Annotated in this window: 26 protein-coding genes, 1 tRNA gene and 1 pseudogene; 1 reads left to right on the top strand and 27 read right to left on the bottom strand. The window is 30.4% G+C overall.

The features are described 5' to 3' along the window. Positions 1-191: 191 nt before the first annotated feature. From rodA to polA, 26 genes are all read right to left on the bottom strand, one after another. Complete coding sequence (gene rodA / locus MR593_RS13065) at positions 192-1,304, bottom strand: rod shape-determining protein RodA (RefSeq protein ID WP_290693803.1); 1,113 nt, start codon at positions 1,302-1,304, stop codon at positions 192-194. 110 nt (positions 1,305-1,414) lie between these two features. Beyond that, on the bottom strand, positions 1,415-1,699 hold the full coding sequence (gene minE / locus MR593_RS13060; RefSeq protein ID WP_290693800.1) for a cell division topological specificity factor MinE: 285 nt from the start codon (positions 1,697-1,699) through the stop codon (positions 1,415-1,417). Between the two features lie 14 nt (positions 1,700-1,713). Next, the gene (minD, locus tag MR593_RS13055; protein WP_290693797.1) at positions 1,714-2,511 is read right to left on the bottom strand and encodes a septum site-determining protein MinD; all 798 of its coding nucleotides are present in this window, start codon (positions 2,509-2,511) and stop codon (positions 1,714-1,716) included. A 4-nt stretch (positions 2,512-2,515) separates the two neighbouring features. Continuing rightward, positions 2,516-3,220: a septum site-determining protein MinC gene (locus MR593_RS13050; RefSeq protein ID WP_290693795.1), complete on the bottom strand. Its 705-nt coding sequence runs from the start codon at positions 3,218-3,220 to the stop codon at positions 2,516-2,518. Between the two features lie 63 nt (positions 3,221-3,283). Further along, the gene (locus MR593_RS13045) at positions 3,284-6,328 is read right to left on the bottom strand and encodes a penicillin-binding transpeptidase domain-containing protein (protein WP_442908415.1); all 3,045 of its coding nucleotides are present in this window, start codon (positions 6,326-6,328) and stop codon (positions 3,284-3,286) included. Positions 6,329-6,338: 10 nt separating this feature from the next. Next, on the bottom strand, positions 6,339-6,821 hold the full coding sequence (gene mreD, locus MR593_RS13040) for a rod shape-determining protein MreD (RefSeq protein ID WP_290693790.1): 483 nt from the start codon (positions 6,819-6,821) through the stop codon (positions 6,339-6,341). A gap of 13 nt (positions 6,822-6,834) precedes the next feature. Next, positions 6,835-7,719: a rod shape-determining protein MreC gene (mreC, locus tag MR593_RS13035; RefSeq protein ID WP_290693788.1), complete on the bottom strand. Its 885-nt coding sequence runs from the start codon at positions 7,717-7,719 to the stop codon at positions 6,835-6,837. A gap of 9 nt (positions 7,720-7,728) precedes the next feature. Beyond that, complete coding sequence (locus MR593_RS13030) at positions 7,729-8,799, bottom strand: rod shape-determining protein (protein ID WP_290693786.1); 1,071 nt, start codon at positions 8,797-8,799, stop codon at positions 7,729-7,731. Positions 8,800-8,830: 31 nt separating this feature from the next. Then, a complete protein-coding gene (gene radC, locus MR593_RS13025; RefSeq protein ID WP_290693783.1) occupies positions 8,831-9,538 on the bottom strand; it encodes a RadC family protein in 708 nt (235 codons plus the stop codon). Beyond that, positions 9,535-10,119 (bottom strand): Maf family protein, encoded by a 585-nt coding sequence (locus MR593_RS13020; protein WP_290693780.1) that lies wholly within the window; start codon positions 10,117-10,119, stop codon positions 9,535-9,537. Before MR593_RS13020 ends, radC begins: the two co-directional genes overlap by 4 nt. A gap of 283 nt (positions 10,120-10,402) precedes the next feature. Continuing rightward, a complete protein-coding gene (locus MR593_RS13015) occupies positions 10,403-11,383 on the bottom strand; it encodes an RnfABCDGE type electron transport complex subunit B (protein WP_290693777.1) in 981 nt (326 codons plus the stop codon). Positions 11,384-11,402: 19 nt separating this feature from the next. After that, positions 11,403-11,978, bottom strand: a complete 576-nt coding sequence (gene rsxA / locus MR593_RS13010; protein ID WP_290693774.1) for an electron transport complex subunit RsxA — start codon at positions 11,976-11,978, stop codon at positions 11,403-11,405. Between the two features lie 19 nt (positions 11,979-11,997). Continuing rightward, complete coding sequence (gene rsxE / locus MR593_RS13005; RefSeq protein WP_290693771.1) at positions 11,998-12,594, bottom strand: electron transport complex subunit RsxE; 597 nt, start codon at positions 12,592-12,594, stop codon at positions 11,998-12,000. Between the two features lie 21 nt (positions 12,595-12,615). Continuing rightward, positions 12,616-13,191 carry an RnfABCDGE type electron transport complex subunit G gene (locus tag MR593_RS13000; protein ID WP_290693768.1) on the bottom strand — a complete coding sequence of 192 codons (576 nt, stop codon included), beginning with the start codon at positions 13,189-13,191 and terminating at the stop codon, positions 12,616-12,618. Further along, the gene (locus MR593_RS12995; RefSeq protein ID WP_290693765.1) at positions 13,191-14,174 is read right to left on the bottom strand and encodes an RnfABCDGE type electron transport complex subunit D; all 984 of its coding nucleotides are present in this window, start codon (positions 14,172-14,174) and stop codon (positions 13,191-13,193) included. Before MR593_RS12995 ends, MR593_RS13000 begins: the two co-directional genes overlap by 1 nt. Positions 14,175-14,193: 19 nt before the next feature. Further along, positions 14,194-15,546: an electron transport complex subunit RsxC gene (gene rsxC, locus MR593_RS12990; RefSeq protein ID WP_290693762.1), complete on the bottom strand. Its 1,353-nt coding sequence runs from the start codon at positions 15,544-15,546 to the stop codon at positions 14,194-14,196. A 235-nt stretch (positions 15,547-15,781) separates the two neighbouring features. Then, a complete protein-coding gene (locus tag MR593_RS12985) occupies positions 15,782-16,717 on the bottom strand; it encodes an SPOR domain-containing protein (protein ID WP_290693760.1) in 936 nt (311 codons plus the stop codon). Positions 16,718-16,786: 69 nt separating this feature from the next. Further along, positions 16,787-17,917 carry a C40 family peptidase gene (locus MR593_RS12980; protein WP_290693757.1) on the bottom strand — a complete coding sequence of 377 codons (1,131 nt, stop codon included), beginning with the start codon at positions 17,915-17,917 and terminating at the stop codon, positions 16,787-16,789. A gap of 41 nt (positions 17,918-17,958) precedes the next feature. Beyond that, a complete protein-coding gene (locus MR593_RS12975; protein WP_290693754.1) occupies positions 17,959-18,336 on the bottom strand; it encodes a VOC family protein in 378 nt (125 codons plus the stop codon). A gap of 48 nt (positions 18,337-18,384) precedes the next feature. Next, the gene (locus MR593_RS12970) at positions 18,385-19,146 is read right to left on the bottom strand and encodes an endonuclease/exonuclease/phosphatase family protein (RefSeq protein WP_290693751.1); all 762 of its coding nucleotides are present in this window, start codon (positions 19,144-19,146) and stop codon (positions 18,385-18,387) included. Positions 19,147-19,196: 50 nt separating this feature from the next. Then, positions 19,197-19,805: a hypothetical protein gene (locus MR593_RS12965; protein ID WP_290693748.1), complete on the bottom strand. Its 609-nt coding sequence runs from the start codon at positions 19,803-19,805 to the stop codon at positions 19,197-19,199. A gap of 276 nt (positions 19,806-20,081) precedes the next feature. After that, positions 20,082-20,294, bottom strand: a complete 213-nt coding sequence (locus MR593_RS12960) for a heavy-metal-associated domain-containing protein (RefSeq protein WP_290693745.1) — start codon at positions 20,292-20,294, stop codon at positions 20,082-20,084. Positions 20,295-20,381: 87 nt separating this feature from the next. Continuing rightward, positions 20,382-22,112, bottom strand: a complete 1,731-nt coding sequence (locus MR593_RS12955) for an ABC transporter substrate-binding protein (RefSeq protein WP_290693742.1) — start codon at positions 22,110-22,112, stop codon at positions 20,382-20,384. Positions 22,113-22,126: 14 nt separating this feature from the next. Then, positions 22,127-22,666, bottom strand: a complete 540-nt coding sequence (locus MR593_RS12950) for a lytic transglycosylase domain-containing protein (protein WP_290693739.1) — start codon at positions 22,664-22,666, stop codon at positions 22,127-22,129. A gap of 2 nt (positions 22,667-22,668) precedes the next feature. Continuing rightward, positions 22,669-23,262 carry a dephospho-CoA kinase gene (gene coaE / locus MR593_RS12945; RefSeq protein WP_290693736.1) on the bottom strand — a complete coding sequence of 198 codons (594 nt, stop codon included), beginning with the start codon at positions 23,260-23,262 and terminating at the stop codon, positions 22,669-22,671. Positions 23,263-23,270: 8 nt separating this feature from the next. Continuing rightward, positions 23,271-25,919 (bottom strand): DNA polymerase I, encoded by a 2,649-nt coding sequence (gene polA, locus MR593_RS12940; RefSeq protein ID WP_290693733.1) that lies wholly within the window; start codon positions 25,917-25,919, stop codon positions 23,271-23,273. A 276-nt stretch (positions 25,920-26,195) separates the two neighbouring features. Between polA and MR593_RS12935 the strand changes: the two genes are divergently transcribed. Next, positions 26,196-26,278: transfer RNA gene (locus MR593_RS12935), tRNA-Leu, on the top strand. An 89-nt stretch (positions 26,279-26,367) separates the two neighbouring features. On the opposite strand, the pseudogene MR593_RS12930 reads toward MR593_RS12935, so the two are convergent. Next, positions 26,368-26,887, bottom strand: a pseudogene (locus tag MR593_RS12930) (cell division protein FtsH); the annotation flags it as partial.

Here is a 26,887-nt window from a genome sequence, read left to right as displayed (position 1 = left end):
ATATTTATACTTATATTATAGCTTATTTTTCCAAGCAAACTTATAAATTATACTTAATTTTATCAATTAATTATACTCTATAAACAAAAAATCTATGGACTCTAAATTCAATTTCTTAGATTCCATAGATTTTTTGTTTTTATAAATTACATTACTCACTTTTCATTTTTATTATATTGTATTTATAACTTCTAGAAATTAATCTTTTTACGTCTCATACCGACATTTAAAACAATTCCTATAATGGCAAGAGATGTCATGACAGCACTACCTCCATAGCTTATAAACGATAACGTTACGCCCGTTACTGGAATTAATCCCATCGTCATTCCTATGTTTTGCACAATCTGGTATCCAAACATGCAGACGACTCCAATTACGACAAAGGCACCGTAGATATCCTTCGACTCTCTAGCAATTTTTATCATTCTAAATAAAAAGGCAGCATATAGTCCAACTAACAAGGCTCCTCCTACTACACCTAGCTCTTCTACAACAACTGCAAATATAAAGTCACTATCTTGTATAGGTAAAAAGTCTTCTTGATTTTGTGTACCATTGTATAGCCCCTTACCAGTCATTCCTCCAGAGCCAATTGCTATCATAGATTGCATAAGCTGGTAATTACCCTCTATAGAAGTATCTTCTGGATTCATAAATCCTAGGATTCTATTTTTTTGATAGGTATCCATAGCCATATACATAATAGGAAGTAATATTAAAACTATTACTCCTGCCTTTATCAATATTTTTCTATCTATGCCAGCAGAAAATATCATCCCAAATACTATACAGCAGAATATAATAGCTCCACCTAAATCCGGTTGTACTATTATAAGCCCTATGACAGGTATTGCATAGATTACAACGTCAAAAATTTCTTTTAGAGTATTTAACTTTCCTTTATGATTTTCAACTATTTTTGCAAAACTCAATATAAAGGTTATTTTAACGACTTCTATTACCTGCAAATCCAATATTTTAAGGTCAAATGTAGATTTGGCTCCACCTCTACTATCTCCAAATACTAATACTAAGGCAAGTAATGCTATACTAACTACATAAAGTTCTTTATAATGTTTCCCCATTATATTATAGTCAATCATCAAAATAAATAATACGAGAACTAAACCTAGACAAAATGCAAAAGTTTGTACGATTAATCTTTTGTATTGACCTGTTTGGTTTGCATGAGTAGCACTACTTAGTATTACTATGCCGTAAATAAATATAGCTAATACAATTAAAATTAACTTCCAGTCGATTTTTTTTATAAGTTTTATAGTATTTTTATAATCTATCAATTTCTCACCGTCTTTCTAAAACTTTATAACAAAATCTTTATTTCCAAAATCCTTAAAAACATTTTATAGTTTAAAGGGATATACTTAGATGTATATCCCCATTAAAAAACTTACATTTTTCTCTCTTTTATATTTTTAAGTGGTATATTTGCAACTAAGGCTGACACTGGTTTATCGTCATTTTCACTTCTAGTTTTAGACATTTTTATCTCTAAACCTGTTTCATCGATTTCTGCATAATTTGATATAACCTTTAATATATCATCTTTTATAGCTTCTAATAGCTGTGGAGAACAATCAATTCTATCGTGTACTAATACTAATTTCAATCTTTCCTTCGCCACATTTTTGCTCGTTTTTGGACTACCATTTAATGACTTAAAAAAATCGAACATAATTATCCTCCTATCTATTTGGCTGTTCCAAACATTCTTTTAATTTTACTGAAAAATCCTTCTTGAGTTTGAAGTTCCATAATAGGAATATCATGACCCAATATTCTTTTTGCTATGTTTTTGTAGGCTTTACCAGCAAGAGATTTTTCGTCTAAGATTGCAGGCTCACCTTTGTTCGTAGAAATTATTATACTTTCATCATCTGGAACCATACCAATTAGATCTATAGCTAGTATTTCTACTATATCTTGTTTATCCATCATATCGCCGCGTTTAACCATGTCTTGTCTTATTCTATTTATTATAAGCTGAATATTACTAATTTCATTAGCCTCTAATAAGCCTATTATTCTATCTGCATCTCTTACAGCAGAAACTTCTGGATTAGTTACTACTAACGCTCTATCTGCTCCTGCTATGGCATTTTTAAACCCTTGTTCAATACCAGCTGGACAATCTATTATAATATAGTCAAATGATTCCTTTAATCTTTGACATAATTCTTCCATTTGTTCCTCTGATACTGCATTTTTATCTCTAGTTTGAGCTGCTGGTAGTAAGTATAAATTTTCAAATCTTTTATCCTTGATTAATGCTTGTTTTAATTTACAAGTACCTTCAACAACGTCAACTATGTCGTAAACTATTCTATTTTCAAGACCCATAACTACATCTAAGTTTCTAAGTCCTATATCAGCATCTACAACTACTGTTTTTTTATTTTCAAAACTTAATGCTGTTCCTAAATTCGCAACTGTCGTTGTTTTACCAACTCCACCCTTACCTGATGTTATAACGATAACTTCACTCATCTCACTACCCCCTATAGATTTCCTTGTTTTTTATATTTTTAGGTAAGTAACTCTCTATTACTATTCGTCCTTCACTTACAAAGGCTATCTCTGGGCTGATTTCTTTAATTTCTTGGTTACTTTCATCATCATCGGGCGCCTCAGCTATATTATCGGCAATTTGTAAAACCTTAGGACATAGACAGTTTCCGACTATATAGGCTCTGTCATTACCACCCGCGCCTGCATGCACAAATCCTTCAATTTTACCCATAACAATTATATTTCCTGCTGCAATAGCTCTCGCTCCAGCGCTTATATTACCCATAATAACTATATCTCTTATTGAAGTCAATTGTGAACCTGGATTCATATCTTGCATAACGACTATATCTCCATCATATACTATATTTTCACCAGACCTTAAATTATCAACATATTTGGTATCAAATAAACCTAATTGCTTTTTCTCTTGATCCTCTGTAAATTCTATATCAAATCTAGACGTAAGCTCTTCTTTTATTATCATTATTTGAATATCACTTAAGTAATCACAATTAATTTCACAGATTTTGGCTCCATTAAAAAATCCTACATATTCTTCTAACCTATTAATTATTGAATCTTTAACAACATCAAAAGGAGCTACCTTTTTTATATTCACAACTATACCTTTTTTATTGCCTTTAAATTCAACAAGTTCACTGGCAGAAACTTCTTTTAAAGACATAACAACCTCCAGAGTGATATCAATTTATTTACTATATTCTTCATAAATATATTAATCACCTTTTTATTTTTTTATTTGAACTTGAAAATTTAATTTATTGTCACTACCTGTATCTTTACTGCTGTCATTAGAATTAGAATTTTGATAAGTATTATCTCCATTATCTGATTTATTTTCAGAAGAGTCCTTTGTATCTTCAGGTGAACCAGATACATAATATCCTATTATATCCTTTATTGGCAAGAATGCATAAGTAGCTGTAGTACCTTGAGGAATAACTGCCGCTACTGCTATCTCTGGATCATCTGCTGGAGCAAATGCTACTGCCCAACCAAAATCTCCATAAGTTTGTTTATATGCATCTATCTTTTCATCTGTAATAGATGGTTTAACCTTCTTTATAGCTCTTCTCAAATAAGCAGCATTTATTTTGTCTGTATTAGCTAATTTTTCATCAACACCGTCTTTTAGTTCTTTTTCTAATTCTTCTCTTGTTTCATCATCCAAATCATCTTTTTTCAATTCTTCTTTTATTTCTTTTATTCTATTTTTAGTTAATTCAGCTTCTCTATCTTTTCTCAATTGATTGTAGACTTTTAGTACTTTGTCTTTATTGACTCCATAACTAGATAAATGATTCATCAAATATTTATATTCATTTGATGTAGGTATTTTATCATTTCTTTCGGCAGTACCACTTTTTGCTGCAACTGCCACAGGGAAATTGGCAAAGTATTTTGCCGCTGTACCTTCTGTTGTAACTAGCTTCATACCTTTTATTAACTCTTTTAAATTATCATCGTCTTTAAAATCAATTTTTTTAGATACTACTTTACTTTCGAATGTTGTCTCATAATCAGTATTTACAACCTTCTTAGTTAAAGTCAAGTCTGTCAAATAACCTCCATTTGCAATTGCCATGACATATCTTACAATTTGTGATGGAGTATATGCATTTTCACCTTGGCCTATAGATAAGTTTAAGTTGTCAGAAGTAGTCCATCTAGCAAATTTTAAATATGTAAATAATATAGAATCGGCTAAATCTTCTACTCTATCTTCTTTTACATTTAAATTTGCAAGGCGATTCATAACTTCACCTCTTCCTGGACAAGGATATTCATCTACCCAACTTACAATTTCATCTATTCTCTTATCCATCTCTTCATCGTCATTTTCATCTATATCAGTAAAGCTATCTAATATATTTAAATTTAAATAAGATCTAAGTGATATTTTAGTTGAGTTAATTTTATCCTCTTCACTAGGTACCTTACCTGCTGTCTCAGTTATTTCATCTTCTAGACCAGTATTTTCGTTTAAACCAAATAACTTAGCATATTTAAGTATTTTCTTTGAATTCATTTTTATTCCTGGATTATGACTTTCATTTAAAAAGTTTGTTCCAGTACCAACTATACCAAAGTAGATATTACATGACTCTTGTATAGCTTTATATAGATTTACAGCACCGTGGTTGCCTCTAGATTTATTCCAAACGGCATCCCCAAAGGTCTGTCCTTCAAGTTTTATAACACCTGTATCAGCTATTGTGTAATTTGGATCTAATCCATTTTCTAAAGCAGCCATTCCTGTTACCATCTTAAATGTAGAACCTGGTTGGAATACACCTTGAGTTACTAAATTTAAAAGTGGACTGGCAGCTAGAGTATCATTTGGATTTTTAGGTTGTAATTTTTTGTAATCCTTTGACGAAATACCTGTTACAAATAAGTTAGGATCGTAATCTGGATAACTTGCTGATGCTAAAACCTCTCCTGTCTTTATATCTACGGCTATAACTGCTCCTGTTTTTGCATTTAACGCTCCACCACTTACAGGTACATCTCCATAGTCGCTTTTAAAAGTTCCTCCAGTATTTGCGACTTTTATAGTCTTTTCCAACCCTTCTTCTGCTACCTTTTGTAAATCCATATCTAGAGTTAGATAAACTGTATCACCTGACACAGGCTCTTTAACCTCTAACTCATCTGTAATTTTACCAGTTGCATTTACTTTTACTTTTTTATATCCATCAATACCTTTTAGATTATCCTCTTGTGTTGCCTCAATTCCTGTAAGGCCGACAATATCATCTGACTGATATTCCTTTTCTTTATTGTTTAAATATTCATCTACTTGTTGAGATGGAATTTTTCCTACATAACCCAATACATGAGATGCCAATTCTTTATTTGGATAATATCTAATAGGCTTACTAGATATAGAAATTCCAGACATATTAGCTGCATTTTCTTCTACAAAAGATATTGTTTTTTCTGATACATTTGAAGCTAATGTAACAGGATAATAAGTTTTATATCCTTGAGATTTTATCAAGTTTCTAACTACAAGTATTTTTCTAGCATCTTGGTCACTTAAGCTTTCATCGATTTCATAGTACTTTCTAATCTTTTGAAATGCGACCTTTGCACTATCAGTCTTTTTGACTTCGATTTTTTCGCCTGTTTTAAGTTTTTTAACAAAACTCTCCAACCAATCGTTCTTGTCTTTAATTTCTGTAAATGTAAAGTTAGAAACTAAAATAGGAGGATAATACCCCTTGCTATTAAGCTTCTTTTGAAGCTCTGCTGGTTTTAAATCTCTATCAGATTTTTTTAATGTTCCATCGTCAATAAGACTGTCTACTAAATAGTAGAATGTTTCTTTTGCATTTAAATTGGCTGGGATATTGTTCTTTTCTTTGTACTCACTTACATTTTGATCATATGTATAAGAAAAGTTTCCATTTTCATCTATAATAATAGGAAAATCATCTTCATAATCTTCATCATTTTCTATTAATTTATTCATTATTTTTAAGGCAATACCATTTGCATCATTTCCTGATGCAGTCAATTGATCGCTTGATACTTCAACTACAAAAGAATTTGTATTTCCGGCTAAAAGTCTTCCATATCTGTCTCTAATCTCTCCTCTTGCAGCCTTTATAGTAACTTCTTTATATGTTTTATTGTCTGCAAGACTTGTATAATAATCATATTGAAATATATTCATATATAGCATTTTCAATATGATTACAGTAAAGGCAACTAAGAAAAAAATCTTTATGATATTAAATCTCTCATTAACTTTATTGTCTTCCATTAAATCACCACTATTCTTCTTCTAGTTTTAATATTTGATTTTTAAATATCTTGTAAATTAATACTCCTATTAAAGCATTTGCAATAGGAACTACAATTATTTTTATAATTGATGCAAATTTACATACATTATATAGTGATTTAGCAAATAAAAAACTAACTCCACAATATATAAAAGTCATAGCTAAAATAATTGTAAATATCATTACAGGACTTTCTTTGTAAACTTTATTTCTCAAATAACTTACTGTATATGAAATCAGAAATAATATAAGTGCATTAGCTCCAAAAACGCCTCCAACACTAGAATCTAGGACAATACCTAAAATCGCACCTATAATTCCACTTTCTAATTCTCCTAAGTAAAGAGAAATTATAACTAAATATATTAAAACTATATTTATAGTCATTCCAAAAATAGATAAATAATTAATAATACTATTTTGTATTATTATTATAAAGATCCCTAATATACAAAGTAATATTCTCTTCATTGTAATTACCTCTCTAATTTATATTTCTTGGTTCTACTATAACTACATTATCTATATTTTTAAAGTTTACATTAGGTTTAATTACTACGTATTTTAAAGATTTACTTTTATCTTCAACAACCTTTGTCACTTCTCCTATAGCAATGTTTTCTGGATATAAACCAAGACCTGACGTAACTACACTATCACCTGGAAGTACATCGTAATCAGAATCCATCATATATCCTTGTAAAAGACCTTTTTCTCTATTTGACTCTTCTTCTTTGATGCCTGTACCAGTTGTAATAATTCCTTTGTATTTAGAATCCTTTGATAACTTAAAGCTAACTGATGATGTCGTGTCTAATAATGTAATAGCTTTAGAATAGCTTGAAGATACTTCTGTAACTATACCTACTAAGCCGTCTCCATTCATAACTAAGCTATTTTTTTTGACACCATCATCGCTACCTGCACTTATCACAATGCTTGTATACCAAAGTCCATCATTTTTGCTTACTACCTCAGCTGCTAATTGATTTGCAACGTACTTTTCATCTACAAAATTCAATGATTTTTTTAATTGTTCTAATGAGCTCGTAGTTTCTAGTTCGCCTTTTAAATTTGTTATTTCTTCCTCTAATTTTTTATTTTCTTCTTCTAATTTTTCAATTTTCTCAGCATTAGCTTTGAAATTTACTATATTTGAAAATCCGCCAGTAAAAAAACCAATTCCTTTACTAACGCCGTGTTCAAGAGTAGATGTTATATTAAGTATTATATTTGAGTTAAAGGGACTATTTCCCGAATTTCTTCCTATTGATATACTTACAATTCCAATTAAAGTGATAGCAACCAAACCAGTTGCTATCACTTTAAAATTTATTTTACGTCTGTTTTTGTCTCTTCTCAAACTCATCACCAGCTTCTATCTTCTCTTGTTTGCTACTAAAACTTTTTCGAAGATTTCTTGGTCTTCAACTGATTTTCCAGTTCCTATAGCAACACAATCTAGTGGATATTCTGCTATGAAAACTGGCATTCCTGTTTCTTCTTTTACTAATAAATCAAGACCTTTTAATAATGCTCCTCCTCCTGTTAACATTATTCCGTTTTCCATTAAGTCGGCAGCAAGCTCTGGTTTTGTTTTTTCTAGAGTTATTTTTATTCCATTTACTATTGTATTAATAGGGTCTTTTAAGGCATCTCTTATTTCTGCAGAAGATATATCGATTTTCTTAGGAAGACCTGTTACTAAATCTCTACCGCTTATTTGAGCAGTTACTTCTTCTCCATCTTTATAAGCTGAACCTATGTTTATTTTTACATCTTCAGCAGTTCTTTCACCTATTAATAAGTTGTATTCTTTTTTAACGTAATTAACTATTGCTTCGTCTAATTTGTTACCACCTATTCTTATAGATTCAGCAGTATCTATACCACCTAGTGATATTACAGCTATTTCTGAAGTACCACCACCGATATCAACTACCATGTTACCTTCTGGTTCTTCTACTCTAAGTCCAGCTCCTATAGCTGCAGCCATTGGTTCTTCTATTAAAAACACTTCTTTAGCTCCTGCTTGTTGAGCAGCTTCTTCTATTGCTTTCTTTTCTACTTCAGTAACACCATATGGTACACATATAGCTATTCTCGCACTTACAGCTCCACCTTTTTTAGCAGTAGATTTTTGTATGAAGTAAGTTAACATTGATTGAGTTATATCAAAATCAGCTATAACTCCATCCTTCATAGGTCTTATTGCTTTTATGTTTCCTGGTGTTCTACCTATCATTCTCTTCGCTTCTTCACCAACTGCTAAAACATCCTTGCTGTCATCTCTTATTGCGACAACTGATGGTTCTCTAAGCACTATACCTTGACCTTTAATGTATACTAGAGTATTTGCAGTACCAAGGTCTATACCCATGTCCTTTGTCATTTTTCCGAATCCAAAGAAAGATCCTTTTTGTTTTTTTTGTTTTTTTTCACTTGCCATTTTTAAACGCTCCCTTCAATCTTACACTATATCAAATCAACATATTTTCTTTAAAACTAAAATACAATCCGTCACCTATAATTATATGGTCTATTACTTCAATGCCTATTATTTCTCCACACTCAACAAGCCTATTTGTAATAGACTTATCTTCTGAAGAAGGTGTTGGACATCCTGATGGATGATTATGTATTAATATAATCTTATTGCTACTTCGTCTAATTGCCGCTCTAAAAACCTCCCTCGGATGAACTAATGACGCATTTAAAGTACCAATTGAAATGTCTACATCTGTAATTATCTCATTTTTTGTATTTAAAAGCACTACTTTAAATATTTCCTTTGATTCGTATCTCAATGTATCCATGTAGTATTTGTATATATCCCAAGGATTTTTTATTTTGTATTTAGGTGGCATATAACTGGAAGCCCTGACTCCTAATTCTACCGCTGCCTTTATTTGGGTAGCTTTAGTGAGTCCGATACCATCTATAGTACATAGCTCTTCTATACTTATATCATATAAATCTCTAATATTTATTAATTTTTCCTTAAATATTTGATTAGAAAGCTCTATAGCATTGTATTTTTTGTTTCCAGTTCTAATAATAATAGCCAACAATTCAGCATCAGATAATGATTTTACACCTTTTGTCAGCATTTTTTCTCTAGGTCTGTCGCATTCTAACATATTTTTTATGTTAAAATTGTTGTTTAAAGTTTCTTGCAGATGAATCATCCTCCATAAAATAGATTTATATCAAAGTGATCCCTTAACAAATCGCTGAGTTTAGATATAGGAAGTCCCACTATGTTGAAATAATCACCTTGTATACTGTCAACTAATAGAGCTCCATATCCTTGTATTCCATACCCACCTGCTTTATCTAATGATTCCTTAGTATTTATATAATCTTTAATAGAGTCTTCACTTAAATCTTTAAACGTAACATAGCTTATCTGATAGTCATTTACAACTATTCCCTTTTTTAAATGGATTAAACTGATACCTGTAATAACTCTGTGTGTTTTATTCGATAGCTTTTGTATCATATCAAATGCTTCTTCTTCATCTTTAGGCTTACCTAAAACTTCATCTCCTAAAACAACAATTGTATCAGCACCTATAACCAATTTATCTCTGTTATTTTCTGCTACATCAAATGCTTTTTCATATGCAAGCCTAACTACCATACTTTCAGGAGATTCATTTTCCAAAAATACTTCTTCTATATCGCTTTTTTGAACCTCAAATTTAAGCTTAGTATTTTTTAAAATTTCTCTTCTCCTCGGTGAAGCCGACGCTAATATAATTTCCATTTATTCACCTTCTCGTACTTAAATTTTGTACTAATTAAGTTTATCACTATCTTATAAAAATTTCAATCTTAATATAAGCTCTTTTCTTTTATAAATCTTATATTTTTTAAAAAAATTTATTTTATTTAAATAAATATTATTTTTATTTAAAATTTTCTTATTTTTGTTAAGAATTTTGTAATAATATTTACGTTTAATTTTAAGATTATTCCACTGTTAAGGCAATAAAATAAAGGTATAGAGATCTATACCTTTATTTTGTCCATATTCTATTTTTTCATATCTATTGTTCTACACATTTTATTGCGTCTTTCTTACATTTTTGCATGCATAGATGACATCCTTTACATTTTTCTGGATCAACTTTATGTGGTTGTTTTTTGTCTCCTTCTATCGCACCAAATGGACAAACTCTAGCACAAGCTGTACAACCTATACATTTTGATTCGTCTATAGCTACTATACGTCTATCTGATATATCTCCTGCAGATATAACTTTCTTTGGACATTTAACTGCACATTGTTTACATCCTATACACTTAGAGTAATCTATTGTAGCTTTATTATTTTCTACAACTATTGCACCAACTGGACAAGCTTTTTCACAAGCTTTACATCCTATACATCCAGCAGAACATTTAGCTTTAACAACTTTACCTGGATCTTTAGAACTACAGTTGACAACAACTTCTTTGTTAGCTGGTTTTTTAGCTATTATTCCTTTTGGACAAGCTTCCATACATTTTCCACAAAGAACACATTTATCTTCATCTACTACAGCTACTCCATCGACTACTTTTATTGCATCGAATTTACAAACAGATGCACAAGTTCCAAGTCCTAAACAACCAAAGCTACAATCCTTTGGTCCACCTATTAGAGATACTGCTGCTCTACAATCTTGAATACCATTATATTCATATTTATTTGCTGCACTTGAACAAGTACCTTTACACATAACATGTGCAACCATTTTTTCTCCTGATTCAGCTGCAACACCCATGATTTCTCCAATTTTTGCTGCTACTGCAGGTCCACCAACTGGACAAGCATTTACAGGTGCTTCACCTTTTACTATAGCGGCTGCCACACCTCCACAACCTGGGAATCCACAACCACCACAGTTTGCTCCAGGAAGTACTTCAAGTATTTTAGTTTCTCTTTCATCAACTTCAACTGCGAATTTTTGTGCAGCAAAAGCTAAGACAGCACCAAATATTAACCCCATGGCTCCTAATAATATTACTGCTTTTAATATTTCCACAATACTTCACCCCCCTGTTTTATAGTCTTATTAATCCTGTAAATCCTAAGAAAGCTATTGACATTAATGCTGCAGATACTAATGTTATAGGGAATCCCTTAAATGCATCTGGAATATCTGCAAGTTCTAATCTTTCTCTGATTCCTGCGAATAAAACTATTGCTAATGTGAAACCTAAACCTGCACCAACACCATTTATTAATGTTTCTAATATATTGTAATTTTTTTGAACATTAACAAGTGCTATACCTAAAACTGCACAGTTTGTAGTTATAAGAGGTAAGTAAACACCTAATGCTTGATATAAAGCTGGACTCATTTTCTTAAGTGCCATTTCAACAAATTGAACTATTGAAGCTATAACAAGTATAAATGCTATAGTTTGTAAATATTCAGTTCCTGTTTTTACTAAGATCATTTGTATAAAGTATGTTATTAAAGAAGCTAGGCCTAAAACGAATGTAACCGCAGCTCCCATACCTGCTGCTGTATCCACCTTCTTAGAAACACCTAAGAATGGACATATACCTAAGAATTGTGATGTTATAACATTGTTAACAAGGACAATACTTAGTAATAAAAGAATATAATTCATAATATTTCCCTCCTAATAATTAAGCGCTTTTCTTTGAAACTTTATTAAATATCGCCATCAAGATTCCTAATGTTAAGAATGCTCCTGGAGGTAATATGAATAATAAAGCTGGTTGGTAAGAAGCTCCAAATAGACTAAATCCGAATATGCTTCCTGCACCTAATAATTCTCTAACTGCTCCTAATATTGTAAGAGCTATAGTAAATCCAAGACCCATACCTAAACCATCTACTGCTGAAGCAACTGGTCCATTTTTAGATGCAAAACTTTCTGCACGGGCAAGTATTATACAGTTAACAACTATTAATGGAATATATAATCCAAGCGCTTTATCAAGTGCTGGTATATAAGCTTTTAAAAGCATTTGTACGATTGTAACGAAAGTAGCTATAACAACGATAAATGCTGGTATTCTTATTTTGTCTGGTATTACTTTTCTAAGTAGTGATATAGCTATATTTGAACAAGCTAAAACTACTGTAGTTGAAAGACCCATTCCTAAACCATTCATAGCTGCACTTGTAACAGCTAGAGTAGGACACATACCTATTACTTGTACAAAGGTTGGATTTTCATCGATAATACCATTTTTAAATGTTTTTCCTAAACTACTCATATCTTAAAATCCCCCTATCAATTATTTTAAAGAGTTATTATAAACTTCTATTGCTGCATCGACACCATTAGTTACTGCTGTAGAAGTTATAGTAGCCCCAGATATTGCTTTGATTTCTGTGTCGCCAGGAGTACCATTTTTAAGAACTGAAAGCTCTTCAAGTGGTTTTCCTTTATATTGGTCACTGAATTCTGGTTCTGTTGATCTAGCACCAAGACCTGCTGTTTCTGAGTTACTTACAACATTTATTCCTGATACTTGACTATTAGCTGAATCTATACCTACCATTAATTCAATTTTTCCACCATAACCTGATGGTAAAACTTTAAGAGTATATCCAACTGTATTTCCTGATGCATCTTTTGCTTCATATACTTCTGCAACTTCTATACCTTTAGAGTTATCAGTTTTTATATTTTTTACTTCTTCGAAAGTTTCGGCAGAATCTAAAACTAATTTTCTAGCTTCTGCATTTGCTTGTTCACTTCTTTGAGCAATAGTATCAGCAGTTACACTGTTAGTAAGTGCTAACAATAATGCAGCTACTGCACTTATTATTAATAAATTTAATCCTAATTTAAACATATCTTTGCCCATTATTTAGCCACCTCCCCAAATACTCTGTTGTTAACGTATTTGTCTATAAGTGGAGTCATAACGTTAGCTAATAATATTGAATAAGAACATCCTTCTGGATATCCACCGTATAATCTAATTACTGAACATATTACACCTGCTAAAACAGCGTATATAATTTGTCCCTTCTTAGTCATAGGAGATGTTGTATAGTCAGTTAACATGAAGAAACCACCTAACATAACACCACCTGCTAATATTTCACTTACAGCAAATTGTATATTAAATCCACCTAGTAAGAATGTTAATACAAATATTGTTCCTAAATAACAAACTGGCATAATATAACTTATAATTCCTTTATATATTAAGTAAATACCACCTAGTAATATTAATACAGCACATGTTTCACCAACACAACCGCCTATATTACCGATTAACATATCAGTCATAGATATACCACTGTCAGTTAGTCCTTGAAGTCCTGCTGCTCCTGATTTTAAGAAGCTAAGTGGAGTTGCAGTTGTTACTACATCAGCAGCTGCTGAAGAACTAACCCAATTAACACCTGTTTGAGTCCATTTAGTCATTGCAACTGGGAATGATGCTAATAAGAATGCTCTCGCTGCCAAAGCAGGGTTAACAAAGTTATTACCTAATCCACCAAACATCATTTTTACAACTACTATTGCAAATACGCCACCTAATAGACACATCCACCATGGAAGTGATGCAGGAACGTTAAATGATAATAATAAACCTGTAACTACTGCTGAAAAGTCTCCAATAGTACTTTTTTGTTTAGTTATTTTTTCCCATATAAATTCAGAACCAACTGTTCCTAATATACAGAAGAACATAACATATAATGCGCTTGCTCTAAAATACCATAAACCTGCGATTGCTGCTGGTAAAAGAGCTAATACTACTTGTTTCATTATATAAGAAGTATCTTCATTACTTCTAATGTGAGGTGATGATGACACTATAAACTTATTTTCCATGTTTATTTCCCCCCAATATTTATTTTGCTGCCTTTGCTTGAGCTTGTGCTTTTCTACGTTTTGCTTGAATTTGACGTTTAGCATTTCTTATAGATTCTACTAAAGGTCTTCTAGCTGGACATATAAATGAACATGATCCACATTCTATACAGTCAAGAGCTCTATGTTCTTCAGCTTTATCAAAGTCACCTTTAAGTGAATTAGCACTTATGTATAAAGGTTGTAAGAATGCTGGACATACTTGAGTACATCTACCACATCTTAAACAAGCTGTAGGTTCAGGAAGTCTAGCTTTTTCTTCTGATAAGCATAATATACCTGAAGTACCTTTTGTACTTGCTGCTTGAGTAGTATATTGAGTATTACCCATCATAGGTCCACCTAATATAACTTTACCTACTTTTACGTCGTCTTTAAATCCACCACATTGATCTATTATTTCACAGATTGGTGTTCCGACTTTAGTTATTAAGTTTCTAGGATTTTTTATAGCATCGCCTGTAATAGTTGTGATTCTTTCTATTAGAGGTAATCCTGTTTGTATTGATTTAGATATTTGAGCTGCTGTACTAACATTTGTAACTACGGCACCTGCAGCTGCTGGTAATGCACCTGATGGAACTTCTCTTCCGCCTGTACATGCATATATAAGTTGTTTTTCTGCCCCTTGTGGGTATTTTATTTGAAGTCCAACAACTTCTATTTCTGGATATGGTTCAGCTGCTTTAGTAACAGCTTCTATAGCATCTGGTTTATTTACTTCTATAGCTATATATCCTTGTTTAACTTCTAATGCTTTCATAACGGCTCTTATACCAAATACTATTTGTTCTGGCATTTCAACCATTAATCTATGGTCAGCAGTTAAATATGGTTCACATTCAGCACCATTTAAAATGACTACATCGATATTTGCATCTGGTGGAGGTGATAATTTTACATGAGTTGGGAATGTTGCACCACCCATACCAACTATACCTGCATCTTGTATAATTTTAATAATTTCTTTTGGAGCTAGACTATCTAAATCTCCTTTTGGTTTAACGCTTTCATCAAGTTCTTCTTTGAAGTCGTTTTCAATGACTATGCATTGTCCTACTCCACCAGGAACTTCATGCATTTGTATTCCAATGACTTTCCCTGAAACTGATGAATGAACATTTGCTGATACAAACCCACCTGCTTGTCCTATCATTTGACCTTTTTTAACTAGATCGCCAACTTCTACTATAGGTTTTGCTGGAGCACCTATATGTTGTTGAAGAGGAATGTAAACAGTTTTTGGAGCTTCAGCTTTCGCTAGAGCTATTTTGTTTGTATACTCTTTATTGTATGGAGGATGTATACCTCCTTTGAATGTTAAGAGTCTCATTTTATATTTACCCCCTGTCTTGTTATATTAATACTCATAGATATTATATATATAGTATACTATATTTACTACAAAAATTTAACAATTGTTAATTATTTATCTCAATTATTAGCTTTTTTTAAATGAATATAAAAAAAATATATAACACAAATAATATTTTTTTTATATATTTATTTAAGTTTTAAATTTTTTTATTTTTTCAAAAAATACAAAAAAGGTTGAATAATTCAACCCTTTAAGCTGTTTTTATTTGGTTTATGAATTCATAATACATTTGTACTGAATACATTAAAATACTTTCATATTTATAAATATCCTCACTAGAAATTATTTTATCTAAGTTTAAAATATTGTCCTCAATTTGTGAAGTATAAGACAATAAATTATTTTTAAAGTAATCTAGCCCCTTATAATCTATTTTTTTGACTTCATTATCTAATTTATTTAAAATTTCTTTTCTTTCTTTCATCATATTTTGATATTTTATAGTATCAAAACTATTTCTATTTTCATTTAAATAATTTGATTCCTCTTCATAGCTTTTTAATAGTAAATTTAAATAATCAGATATATTTTTTATATAAGAATACTCATCAGTATATTCTAATGATAATACTGGAATTTCTAATTTAGTGATAAATGCATCATTAAATAAATTTTTTACAGTAGGCAACTGCTTCCTCATATCCTCCTCATTGAAAGAAATATAAGTCTGAGTTTTACTCACACCATCCATTTTCAAAGTCGAACTTGGCATTTTATTTTGTTCTAATTTAACTTCGATTTTATTTAAATCTTCATTATTATCAAAAGATCCCACCTGTATTAAATAAACATCTATACCATCAACTACTGCTACTTTTGCATTATTGTTTGATGAGTTTTTAGATTCTGTATCTTTTTGTGATTGTTCATATAAGTTGTCCGACTTTTTAGCATCTGTAGAGTTTAATTTAAAAACATCAAAATCTAAATCCTTCCAAAAGCATACCTTATCAACTACAAAAGACATTTTTTCAAGCAAATTAAAATTTTTTAACACTCCATCTACGCCAATTTTTTTATAGCTATACCCTACTATTAAAGCCATACAAAGTACAACAGTTATAAATTTTCTAAAATTAAATCTTCGCCTTTTATTTAATCCTTTGTATATCTTTTTATTACTCATTAGTTAAGCCCCCTTAAATATTATTTGTATATTATATTTAAGAGGGCTTAATTTTATGAATATTTATTTTTAAAATCTTCTAGCGCCAAGTAATACTCTACCGTAATATCCTTCTAAGCTAGATAATTTGACTTTATCTGGATTTGATGCACTTCCACTAGCATGTATAAACATATTATTACCGACGTAAATTCCCACGTGGCTTGTTTGTCCTGTACCAGTTGTTGCAAAATACAATAAATCTCCTGGCAAGTAATTTCCCCTTGATATAAATGTGCCTATTTTAGCCTGTTCATAAGAGACTCTCGGAATAGTTTTATTTTCTGCATGTAAATATACATATCTAGTAAATCCAGAACAGTCAAAATAATTCGGTCCATTTCCACCCCAAGCATATGGAGTTCCAAGAAGCGAATACGCTAAGTTAACTACAGATGATCTATAGCTATTTGAATTATTTGAATTTCCACCTGTATTTGTTACATCTTCTGTAGTTATTTTTATATAATCGTCTTTTACCCATCCAGTTGTTTTATTGCTCAAGCTTACTTTATACCAACCATTTGATTTGTCGATTAATTTTACTACTTGTCCATGAGTTAATTTAGACTTGATGCTGTAACTAGTAGATGGTCCACTTCTGACATTTAAATTAGCATAGCATGTTACCTTTCCGTTACATGGAGTAAATTCATTCGATGTATTATTCGCATTTTCTCCACTATTTCCAAAATCTATATATCTTTTATAAATCCAACCAGTTGTTCCATTACTCAATTGAACATTATACCATCCGTTTGACTTGTTAAACAAAGTAACTTTTGTACCATATGAAGCTACAGTTTTTACAGAATATTGATTGCCTGCGCCACTTCTTACGTTTACATAGCTTACATTAACAGTTCCTGTATTATATCCAACCTCACTAGATGTAGAAGCTTGTTTTTTTATATAGCTAGAGTAAACCCATCCATTTAATCCATTATTTGATTTTACATGAGACCATTCGTCTTGAGTTTCTATTACATTTAAATAGCTTCCTTTATAAACTACCCCTACTTTTGAATAATTTAAACTAGGTCCACTTCTAACGTTCAATGCGCTTACATCTACTATAGCAGTAGAATCAGCATATGATTTACCAGCATTTAAAGATACAGCTAAAGCACCTACCCCTAATGCTAAGACTACTTTTTTCATAACGTTATTCCCCCAAATTAATATTCCTAATATTATTTAAATCAGCCTCTACCAGCTGGTAATATTTCTATCCAATAATTATCTGGATCGTTGATAAAATATATTCCCATTTCTTTATTTTCAAAGCAAATGCATCCCATTTCTTTATGTAGCTCATGAGCTTTTTCGAAATCGTCTACTTCAAGAGCTAGATGGAATTCATTATCTCCTAAATTATATGATGGTTTATCCCAATCTCTCAACCAAGTAAGCTCTAGGCTGTGTCTTGTTGTCCCATCAGATAAATAAACTATTATAAAGCTTCCATCCTCTGGAGCTATTCTTCTAGATTCTTTAAGACCTAAAGCCTTTTCGTAAAACTCTATACTTTTTTCTAAATTTATTACATTAAAATTATTGTGACAAAATGTAAAATTCATAAATTACCTCCTAAACTTTATTTATTTTTCTCCTTTATTATAATATAATTATATAGAAAATTTAGCAACTATTGGATAATGATCTGACATATTTTTTATTAATACTTCATAAGATTCTATTTTTATATTATTAGAGACAAACATGTAGTCTATTCTATCGATTCCCATTGAAAAAGTCAGTATATTAGATTTATTTAACTCTTCGGCCACATCAACTATAATTTCGTCATTTAACGATATATTTCCTTCATTAAAATCTCCTAAAATTATAAAATACTCGCTTTTTAAGTTCTTTATATAGACTCTTAGCTCTTCTATTTGCTTTTTTCTCTCCTCATAATCCAATCCAAGATGGACATTTATTACATGCACCTTTTTGTTTTTTACTTTTATAATAGTATGTAAAAAACCTCGTTGTTCCTTTGAGCTAGTTAGATAAACGTGCTTTTTATCGATTATTTTATATTTTGAATATGTAGCTAATCCGTAGTTTTCATCATTTTCTACAACATTTGCCCCAAAATGTGAATACATATTTAATTCTTCTTTTAGACTGCTCACTTGAAATCCCACCTTTGAGGATTCATTTACTTCTTGTAAGCATATAATATCTGCTTTACTCTTTTTTAAAAAATTTATTGTGTCGAATAATGTAGGAATCATATTTCTATCAGTCCCACTATGTATATTATAACTTATTATTTTAATTTCTATTTTATTTAAATTGTTATCTTGAATAGATATAAAATAACTCGCAGCTAATATGATGACTACTAAAAATGTAACTTTTTTAATATTTATATAAATCACACCCTTTTGATTAAAAATTAAAGACGCTTTTAGCGTCTTTATTTATCTGTCTATTTATTTTTTCTCAGTTTCTCTTTTATTATGCTATTTATTATTTTTTTTCTTATATCTTCTGCCCCTTCTTCCTCGTCTATATCTACTTCTAAAAGCTTAGCTATAGCCTTCATTTCTTCTCTTGTTTTTGACCTATAGCTCTGTATTAATTCATTTTTAACACTCTGAGGGTCTATTATATATTCTTTGCCTGTTCTTTTATAGATTACATGTCTAGATGAATATAAATCCCTATTGTCATAAATATGTTTTGATATTATTCTTAAAATTTGATTATATGAAAACTTTTTATTTACATTTAAATTAAGGTATCTTGCAAAATTATAAAGTTCTTTTTTTGATTTAAAAATTTCCTCTTTTTTTATTAACCTTCCCACTGATACTATGTTTTCTTTATATGCACCATAAGTTAAAACCTTTAAATATATATTCTCTCTTTTATCTCTGCTTTTAATTTTTTGTATATTTTCATTTATTGCTTTATCCACATTTGCTTCAAAAAATTTCTTGGCACCTCTCTGCGATACATAATTTGCTAAATCCTCCTGTATCATATCAAGTATCAAATTTCTAAAATTATCTTTATATGTTCTATACTCCTCCATGATACCCCACCTCGTTTATTTTATTATATTCATATAAATATAAAATGTGTGCTTGCCGGTATTTTTAAAAATATTTACTTTAATATATATGATTATTTTAAAAAAATATTAAATAGTATGTATATTTTTATTAAGAATGTTAATAATATAAATGTAAAATCAAATATACTCAATCTCCCCCATTTAAGAGATCTCTATTTATTTAGAGATCTTTTTTTATATAAAATTTGGCATAAAAAAACCTACAAGAACGATATTCCTGTAGGCATTTTTATATTATTCGATTCCTTTTAATTCAAATCCTAAATCTTCTATTACAGCTTTTATAGCATCTTCAGTAACTCCATCAGCTATATCGACTAAAGCATATTTGCCATCTAAACTGACTTCCTTTACTTCTACACCTTCAATATCTTCTGTTAAGGCTGTTTTTACATGGTTTACACAGTGATTACAGCTCATACCTTCGATTAATAATTTCTTTTGCATTAATTACACCTCCATATACCCTATATGGGTATATTATACCATATTATCTCAAAAAACTCTACTTACAAACTTATTCTGACTCAAATATTATTTTACTTTTAGAGAATCAATTCCCCTGTATATATTGAGATCATTAGAATACAAATCTCCTTCAAGTCTTTCGTTTAATACAACATAATCATCTAACATGCCAAAGCTTATAAATACTGCATTTTCTTTAACATATTTTTGTATCTCTTTGTAGATATTTTTTATCTGAGCTTCTGAGTTGGCTTCTTGTAAATTTTTCAAATATTTATCTAATTGCTTGTCTTTATATCCCAATTCTTCAAGTATATATGTTGCATCAGATACAGCAGGTAATTCACATCCTATTAAAGCTAAATCATATTTCTTACTATCTAGAGCTTTTGTCATTTCATCATCTGTTAAATCTTCTATTTCTGTTTTTATACCTATAGCCTCTAAGTTATTACTTATTATATTTGCAGCCTTTACCCTTTCACTATTATCTTTATTTACTATTATTTTAAATTTCATGTCTTTTAATAAAGCCTTCACTTCAGCAGTTGTCACGTCCTTAAATGATTTAGTTTTTTCCTTAGTTGATTTGTTTGAATCTTTGGTATTTTGCTTATCATCAATAGTTTTATTATCTACATTATCGGCTTGAGAATTATCTACTACATTTTCGTCAGGAGTTTGAGAATTCTCTCCGTCTGTTTTCTTAGCATTTTTTTCTTCTTCTAATGATAAAACTGCTTTTTTAAGATAGTTTTGTGCATTATCTGTATTATATGAAAGAGGCTTTAAATCACTATCATAATATTTTGATACAGAATTCAAAGGAAAATTAGTCAATTTAGCTCTATTTGAATAAGCATCCTTTATAATTGAACTTCTATCTATTGAAAACGAAATAGCCTTTCTTATATCTAAATTTTGTAGGTATTCATTTTCATAGTTGAAAATAACATAGTCGTATTTTCTTCCTTGATATTTTTCTATCTTAAAATTATCGTTATCTGTAAACTTACTTATATTAGCAAGTGAAACATTACTTATATCACTATCTAGAGATAGTACCATCTGTACTTGTGATTCATTGTCTGGCACCATTTTTACATAGATTTCTTTATTGTTGCCTTTTTCATTAAAATCATAATAATCCTTATTTGGCTCTAAAATCATAAAATCTCTATCTTCATAAGTTTTAATTTTATATTCTCCACATCCCACTAAATTCTTGTTTGGAAGTGTTAAATCATCGCTTTTTAACCCACTCAATTTATCCTTTGACACTATAGGAAAAATCAATGTTTCCAATGAAAATGCATAATTATCTTTAAAGTTGATAGTAAGACTTCTGCTTCCATTTACAGTTATACTGCTTATATTTGATACTAAATCATAATACGCACTCTCTTTTTTTGATTTTATTAAATCATATGTGTATTTAACGTCGCTAGACGTTAAGCTCTTTCCATTATGCCATTTTACCCCAGATTTTAAATTTATACTGACACTTTTATTGTCTGATGAAATATTGTAAGAATCTACTAATTTAGGTTGAAGATCATAATTTTCATCAAATTCAAACAAACTATCATATACTAAATTTAAAACATGACTTACAGATTTATCAGTATTTAAAACTGGATTAATTGTATCTGGTCTTATCATAGTTAAATTTATATATTCTGAATCATTTTTTACTGTTTTTTCTGATTTACTTTCCTGTTCTGTTTTTGCACTACATCCCACAACAAATAACATCAACGCTAAAATTATACTTACTAATTTTACTATTTTTTTCATTTTGTTGTACCTTTCTAATTATAAATTTTCTTATACATCTCGTAATTATGCTTTACTTTATCAACATAGCTAGATGTCTCTTTAAAAGGAATAGTATGCAAATTTTCCCCATCTTTGCTGTACTTTTGATTAGCTAACCATTTTTTGACATTGCCAGAGCCTCCATTATATGCGGTGATAACTAAATCTAGGTTTCCAAATTCTCTATATAGCTTGCTTAAATACCAGCATCCTATCCTTATATTATCCTCAGGCTCAAAAATATCGGCTTCAGTCATCTCAAGCTCTTCAATTGCCCAATCTCTCGTGGAATCTCCAATCTGCATCAATCCCTTTGCCCCTTTTCTTGAAACTGCATCCTTATCAAATTTACTTTCTGCCTTAATTACACTGTAAACTAAATTTTCATCTAAATTGTATTCCTCGGCGTAAAACTCAACGTATTCTGAATATTTTTTAGGATATATATATTTATATATTTCGTCCCTTTCTATATATAAAGCAAGTCCCAAAACTATTACGATAAATAGAATTAAGATTAATTTTTTTTTCACGCTTATTCTCCTTGTAAAATCTCTATAAATTCTAAAACTCTCTTTTGTAATTCTTCAAATGAGTTTGAATTATCGATAATGTAATCTGCAAACTTCGATTTTTCACTTTGACTCATTTGAGAATTTATTCTGCTAACTGCCTCTTTCTCTGTGCAGTTATCTCTATTTTTTATTCTCTCGATTTGTATATCTTCTCTACAAGTTATCAAAACCAATTTATCTATATAAGGTAGATAGTCGTCTTCTATCAATAGCGCTGCGTCTATTACAACTATTTTTTTACCTTGCTCTTTATATTTTGAAACTTGTGATAGTATATTTTTCTTTATTTGAGGATGTGTTAAATTATTTAACTCTATTAGCTTTTCATCGTCGTTGAATACAATATTTCCTAGAGCCTTTCTATTTAAGCTTCCATCCTCGTTTTTTATACTATCTCCAAAAGTCGAAAATACTTTATTAAGTAAATCCTTATCGTCAAATATCCTTCTAGCTTCTATATCTGCATCTACTACATCTATTCCATTTTGGATAAATATATTAGATACACTGCTCTTTCCACATCCAATATTTCCTGTAAGTCCCAATACTATCATTTTTTCACCTACTTTGTTTCATACCAAGAATTTCCTGTATTCAAATCTACATCTAAATGTACATCCATCACTTGTGCATTTTCCATTTCTTCTTTTACTATTTTCTCAGCTAATTCTAATTCATCTTCAGTAGCTTCTACTATAAGTTCATCGTGTACTTGAAGTATAAGCTTTGATTTCATGTTGTTTTCTTTTAATTTGTTGTATACATTTACCATAGCTACTTTTATTATATCGGCGGCACTACCTTGTATAGGTGCGTTCATCGCGAATCTCTTGCCTTGGTTTCTAACTATGAAATTGCTCGCGTTTATCTCTGGTATATATCTTCTTCTATTTAATATAGTAGTTGCATATCCTGTTTGAGTCGCTTTTTCTACTGCGTCATCCATAAATTCTTTTATTTTAGGATATTTGTAAAAATAACTTTCTATATATGCTTTGGCTTTTGCAACCGGAATATTTAAGTCCTGAGAAAGACCAAAATCTGTTTTTCCATAGATTATACCGAAGTTTATAGCTTTGGCTTCTATTCTCTGTTTACTTGTGACGTCGTTTATATCTACGTCGAATATTTGCGATGCTGTCTTTGCATGGATATCTTCTCCGTGTTTAAATGCATCTATCATGTTTTCATCGCCACTCATATGCGCTAAAACTCTAAGCTCTACTTGAGAATAGTCGGCGTCTACTAGCTTACATCCTTCTGCTGCTACAAATACCTTTCTTATGTCTCTACCCATCTCAGTTTTAACTGGAATATTTTGCATATTAGGTTCTGTAGACGAAATTCTTCCTGTAGTAGTTATAGTTTGGTTGAATGAAGAGTGTATTCTTCCTGTTTTTGGATTAATTATATTTAATAATCCCTCTACATAAGTTGAATTAAGTTTAACTATTTGTCTATACTCTGTTATTTTATCGATTATTTCGTGTTTATCTCTTAATTTTTCTAGCACCTCGGCGTTTGTAGAGTACCCTGTCTTTGTCTTTTTAATAACTGGAAGTCCTAATTTTTCAAATAAAATCACACCTAATTGCTTTGGTGAATTTATGTTGAACGATTCTCCTGCCATTTCGTATATTTCAGATTCTAATTCTGATATTATTTTTGTAAATTTATCTTTTAATTCGTTTAATTGATCCTTGTCTACCTTCATACCTATGTATTCCATAGAACCTAGAACCTCTACAAGTGGCATTTCAACATGGTAGAAAAGACCGTCCATTTCGGTTTCTTTTAGCCTCTCTTCCATTTTAGGATATACATACGCTACTGTATTTAAAATATCTCCTACATATGTTGAAAGCTCTTTAAAGCCTATTTGCTCAAACTTCTTAGCCTTAGCTCCTTTTCCAAGTAAGTCCTCTTTTGATTTTATCTGTCTAGTCAAGTATTTCATAGCTATTGCACTGCATTCGTACGAAGTCGATGATTTTGAGTCTATTAAATACTCAGCTATAGTTATATCGAAATCCATAGAATTTAACTCTATACCATAAGGCTTTAGTAGTATATAGTCTTCCTTTAAATCGTAGCCGTGTTTTTTAATCTCGAAGTTCGAAAGAATATTTGAGATTTTATCTAGCTCATCTTCGTTTACATAGTAGATGTTTTCGCCGTCTAAGCTTAAGAATACATATAATATTCTCTTGTCTAAAATGTTTCCTTCTCTTCCTATTACATCTATTATTACTTTGTTGTTTTCTTCAGCTTTTTTTGCAAATTCCTCTACATTATCTAAGTGTTCTATATTTATATCTATTTCTTGTTTTACAGTGCTTTCTCCACCGTCTAAATCTAGTAATTTAGATATTAAGCTAGTAAATCCAAATTCTTTAAATTTATCTAATACTTCGTCTTTGTTGTAATCGCCGTATTTTAAATCATCCAGCTTCACATCTATAGGTACATCTCTTATAATTGTAGCTAATCTCTTACTCATTATCGCTAGGTCTTTATTTTCTTCGATTTTTTTCTTTATACTTCCTTTTAATTCATCTGTATGCTCTATAAGATTTTCTATACTTGAATATTGTTTTAAAAGCTTTATACCTGTCTTTTCACCTACTCCTGGAACCCCTGGGATATTATCTGACTTATCTCCCATAAGCCCCTTTAAATCTATAAATTGAGTCGGTGTCATCTCGTATCTCTCAAGCACTGAATCGTAGTCGTATTCTTCTACATCTGCTACACCCTTTTTAGTTATCAATGTAGTAGTCTTATGTGATGCAAGCTGTATAGCATCCTTATCTCCTGTAACTATGTAAACTTTAAAGTCATTTTCTTCACCTAACTTCGAAATAGTACCGATTATATCATCGGCTTCGTATCCTTCAAGCTCTAATCTATTTATATTGAACTTGTCTAAAAGATCCTTTAGAGGTTGAAGCTGCTCAGCTAGTTCATCAGGCATTTTTTTTCTGCCAGCCTTATAATCAGCGTACTCCCTATGTCTAAAGGTAGGTGCTTTTTTGTCGAAAGCAACACTCATATGAGTCGGTTTGTATTCTTCTATTATTTTAAACATCATACGAGTAAATCCAAATATAGCATTCGTATTAAGCCCAGCTTCGTTACTCATATTCGGTAGCGCGTAAAAGGCTCTGTTTATTATCGAGTTTCCATCTATAATTATCAATGTATTTTCCAAAATTTATCACTCCTATTATTAATCTTATTAATTGGTATATTACCCTATCATTTAATCATACCACACTTATTATAATCTATTAAGATTAAATATTTAAATGTAAAAATTCTCAATTTTCATAGTATATTATACACATTTTATTATTCACTTTTTTTAATTTTTTCATAAGTTTTTTAAATTTATATTTTATTTTTATTTAAAAATAATATAATTTACTCAAAAATATACTTGATTAATTTAAACTATGTTGCTATAATATAAAGGTAGCAAAAATTAGCCGCTGTGGCGGAACTGGCATACGCACACGACTCAAAATCGTGCGGGAAACCATATGGGTTCGAGTCCCATCAGCGGCACCATTTTTTTAAATCATATTAAACGCATTGAAAAACCTAGGTTTTATAGCCTAGGTTTTTTTATTATAAAAATTATTCAATTATATCAATAATTAACATGCTTTTATTTGATTTATAAATACTTTTATCTCATCCTCGTTTAATTCTTCTTTATCTTCTAATTCTCGGCTTATTTTAACTAGCATCTCTTTATTTTGTTCTAATAAGCTTTTTACTTCTTTATAACAATCCTCTAACATTTTTCTAATAACATTAGTAGCTTTTTCTTTAGAAATGATATCGTATTTGCTATCAGTTACAAATCCAAACTCATCACTCATACCGTATTTGATTACCATGTTTCTAGCTATGTTATTTGCCTTTTCTAAATCGTTAGCTGCACCTGTCGTAATTTCACCAAGTATTAGTTCTTCAGCGGCCCTACCTGCTAGAAGCTCTTTTATTTGATTATAAAGACCTGTCTTCGTATCTAAATATTTGTCGATGTTTTTGTCCTCAGAATGTACAAATCCTAAAACACTACCTCTTGGCAATATCGAAATACTTTTAACCTCACTATTATTGTCTAGTAAAATATTTGCTAATAAATGTCCTGTTTCGTGTATTGCTGTT

Source organism: Intestinibacter sp., assembly GCF_022780145.1.
GTDB lineage: Bacteria > Bacillota > Clostridia > Peptostreptococcales > Peptostreptococcaceae > Intestinibacter.
The sequence above is the reverse complement of the archived record's forward strand: the minus strand, read 5'-3'. Positions and strand labels throughout refer to the sequence as shown.

Bases quoted from the DNA above. Each gene is read 5' to 3' on its own strand.
- minE (WP_290693800.1), bottom strand. From the start codon at position 1,699: ATGTTCGATTTTTTTAAGTCATTAAATGGTAGTCCAAAAACGAGCAAA.
- minD (WP_290693797.1), bottom strand. From the start codon at position 2,511: ATGAGTGAAGTTATCGTTATAACATCAGGTAAGGGTGGAGTTGGTAAA.
- MR593_RS13050 (WP_290693795.1), bottom strand. From the start codon at position 3,220: ATGTCTTTAAAAGAAGTTTCTGCCAGTGAACTTGTTGAATTTAAAGGC.
- MR593_RS13045 (WP_442908415.1), bottom strand. From the start codon at position 6,328: ATGGAAGACAATAAAGTTAATGAGAGATTTAATATCATAAAGATTTTT.
- mreD (WP_290693790.1), bottom strand. From the start codon at position 6,821: ATGAAGAGAATATTACTTTGTATATTAGGGATCTTTATAATAATAATA.
- mreC (WP_290693788.1), bottom strand. From the start codon at position 7,719: ATGAGTTTGAGAAGAGACAAAAACAGACGTAAAATAAATTTTAAAGTG.
- MR593_RS13030 (WP_290693786.1), bottom strand. From the start codon at position 8,799: ATGGCAAGTGAAAAAAAACAAAAAAAACAAAAAGGATCTTTCTTTGGA.
- radC (WP_290693783.1), bottom strand. From the start codon at position 9,538: ATGATTCATCTGCAAGAAACTTTAAACAACAATTTTAACATAAAAAAT.
- MR593_RS13020 (WP_290693780.1), bottom strand. From the start codon at position 10,119: ATGGAAATTATATTAGCGTCGGCTTCACCGAGGAGAAGAGAAATTTTA.
- rsxA (WP_290693774.1), bottom strand. From the start codon at position 11,978: ATGAATTATATTCTTTTATTACTAAGTATTGTCCTTGTTAACAATGTT.
- rsxE (WP_290693771.1), bottom strand. From the start codon at position 12,594: ATGAGTAGTTTAGGAAAAACATTTAAAAATGGTATTATCGATGAAAAT.
- MR593_RS13000 (WP_290693768.1), bottom strand. From the start codon at position 13,191: ATGGGCAAAGATATGTTTAAATTAGGATTAAATTTATTAATAATAAGT.
- MR593_RS12995 (WP_290693765.1), bottom strand. From the start codon at position 14,174: ATGGAAAATAAGTTTATAGTGTCATCATCACCTCACATTAGAAGTAAT.
- rsxC (WP_290693762.1), bottom strand. From the start codon at position 15,546: ATGAGACTCTTAACATTCAAAGGAGGTATACATCCTCCATACAATAAA.
- MR593_RS12985 (WP_290693760.1), bottom strand. From the start codon at position 16,717: ATGAGTAATAAAAAGATATACAAAGGATTAAATAAAAGGCGAAGATTT.
- MR593_RS12980 (WP_290693757.1), bottom strand. From the start codon at position 17,917: ATGAAAAAAGTAGTCTTAGCATTAGGGGTAGGTGCTTTAGCTGTATCT.
- MR593_RS12975 (WP_290693754.1), bottom strand. From the start codon at position 18,336: ATGAATTTTACATTTTGTCACAATAATTTTAATGTAATAAATTTAGAA.
- MR593_RS12965 (WP_290693748.1), bottom strand. From the start codon at position 19,805: ATGGAGGAGTATAGAACATATAAAGATAATTTTAGAAATTTGATACTT.
- MR593_RS12960 (WP_290693745.1), bottom strand. From the start codon at position 20,294: ATGCAAAAGAAATTATTAATCGAAGGTATGAGCTGTAATCACTGTGTA.
- MR593_RS12955 (WP_290693742.1), bottom strand. From the start codon at position 22,112: ATGAAAAAAATAGTAAAATTAGTAAGTATAATTTTAGCGTTGATGTTA.
- coaE (WP_290693736.1), bottom strand. From the start codon at position 23,262: ATGATAGTATTGGGACTTACAGGAAATATTGGATGTGGAAAGAGCAGT.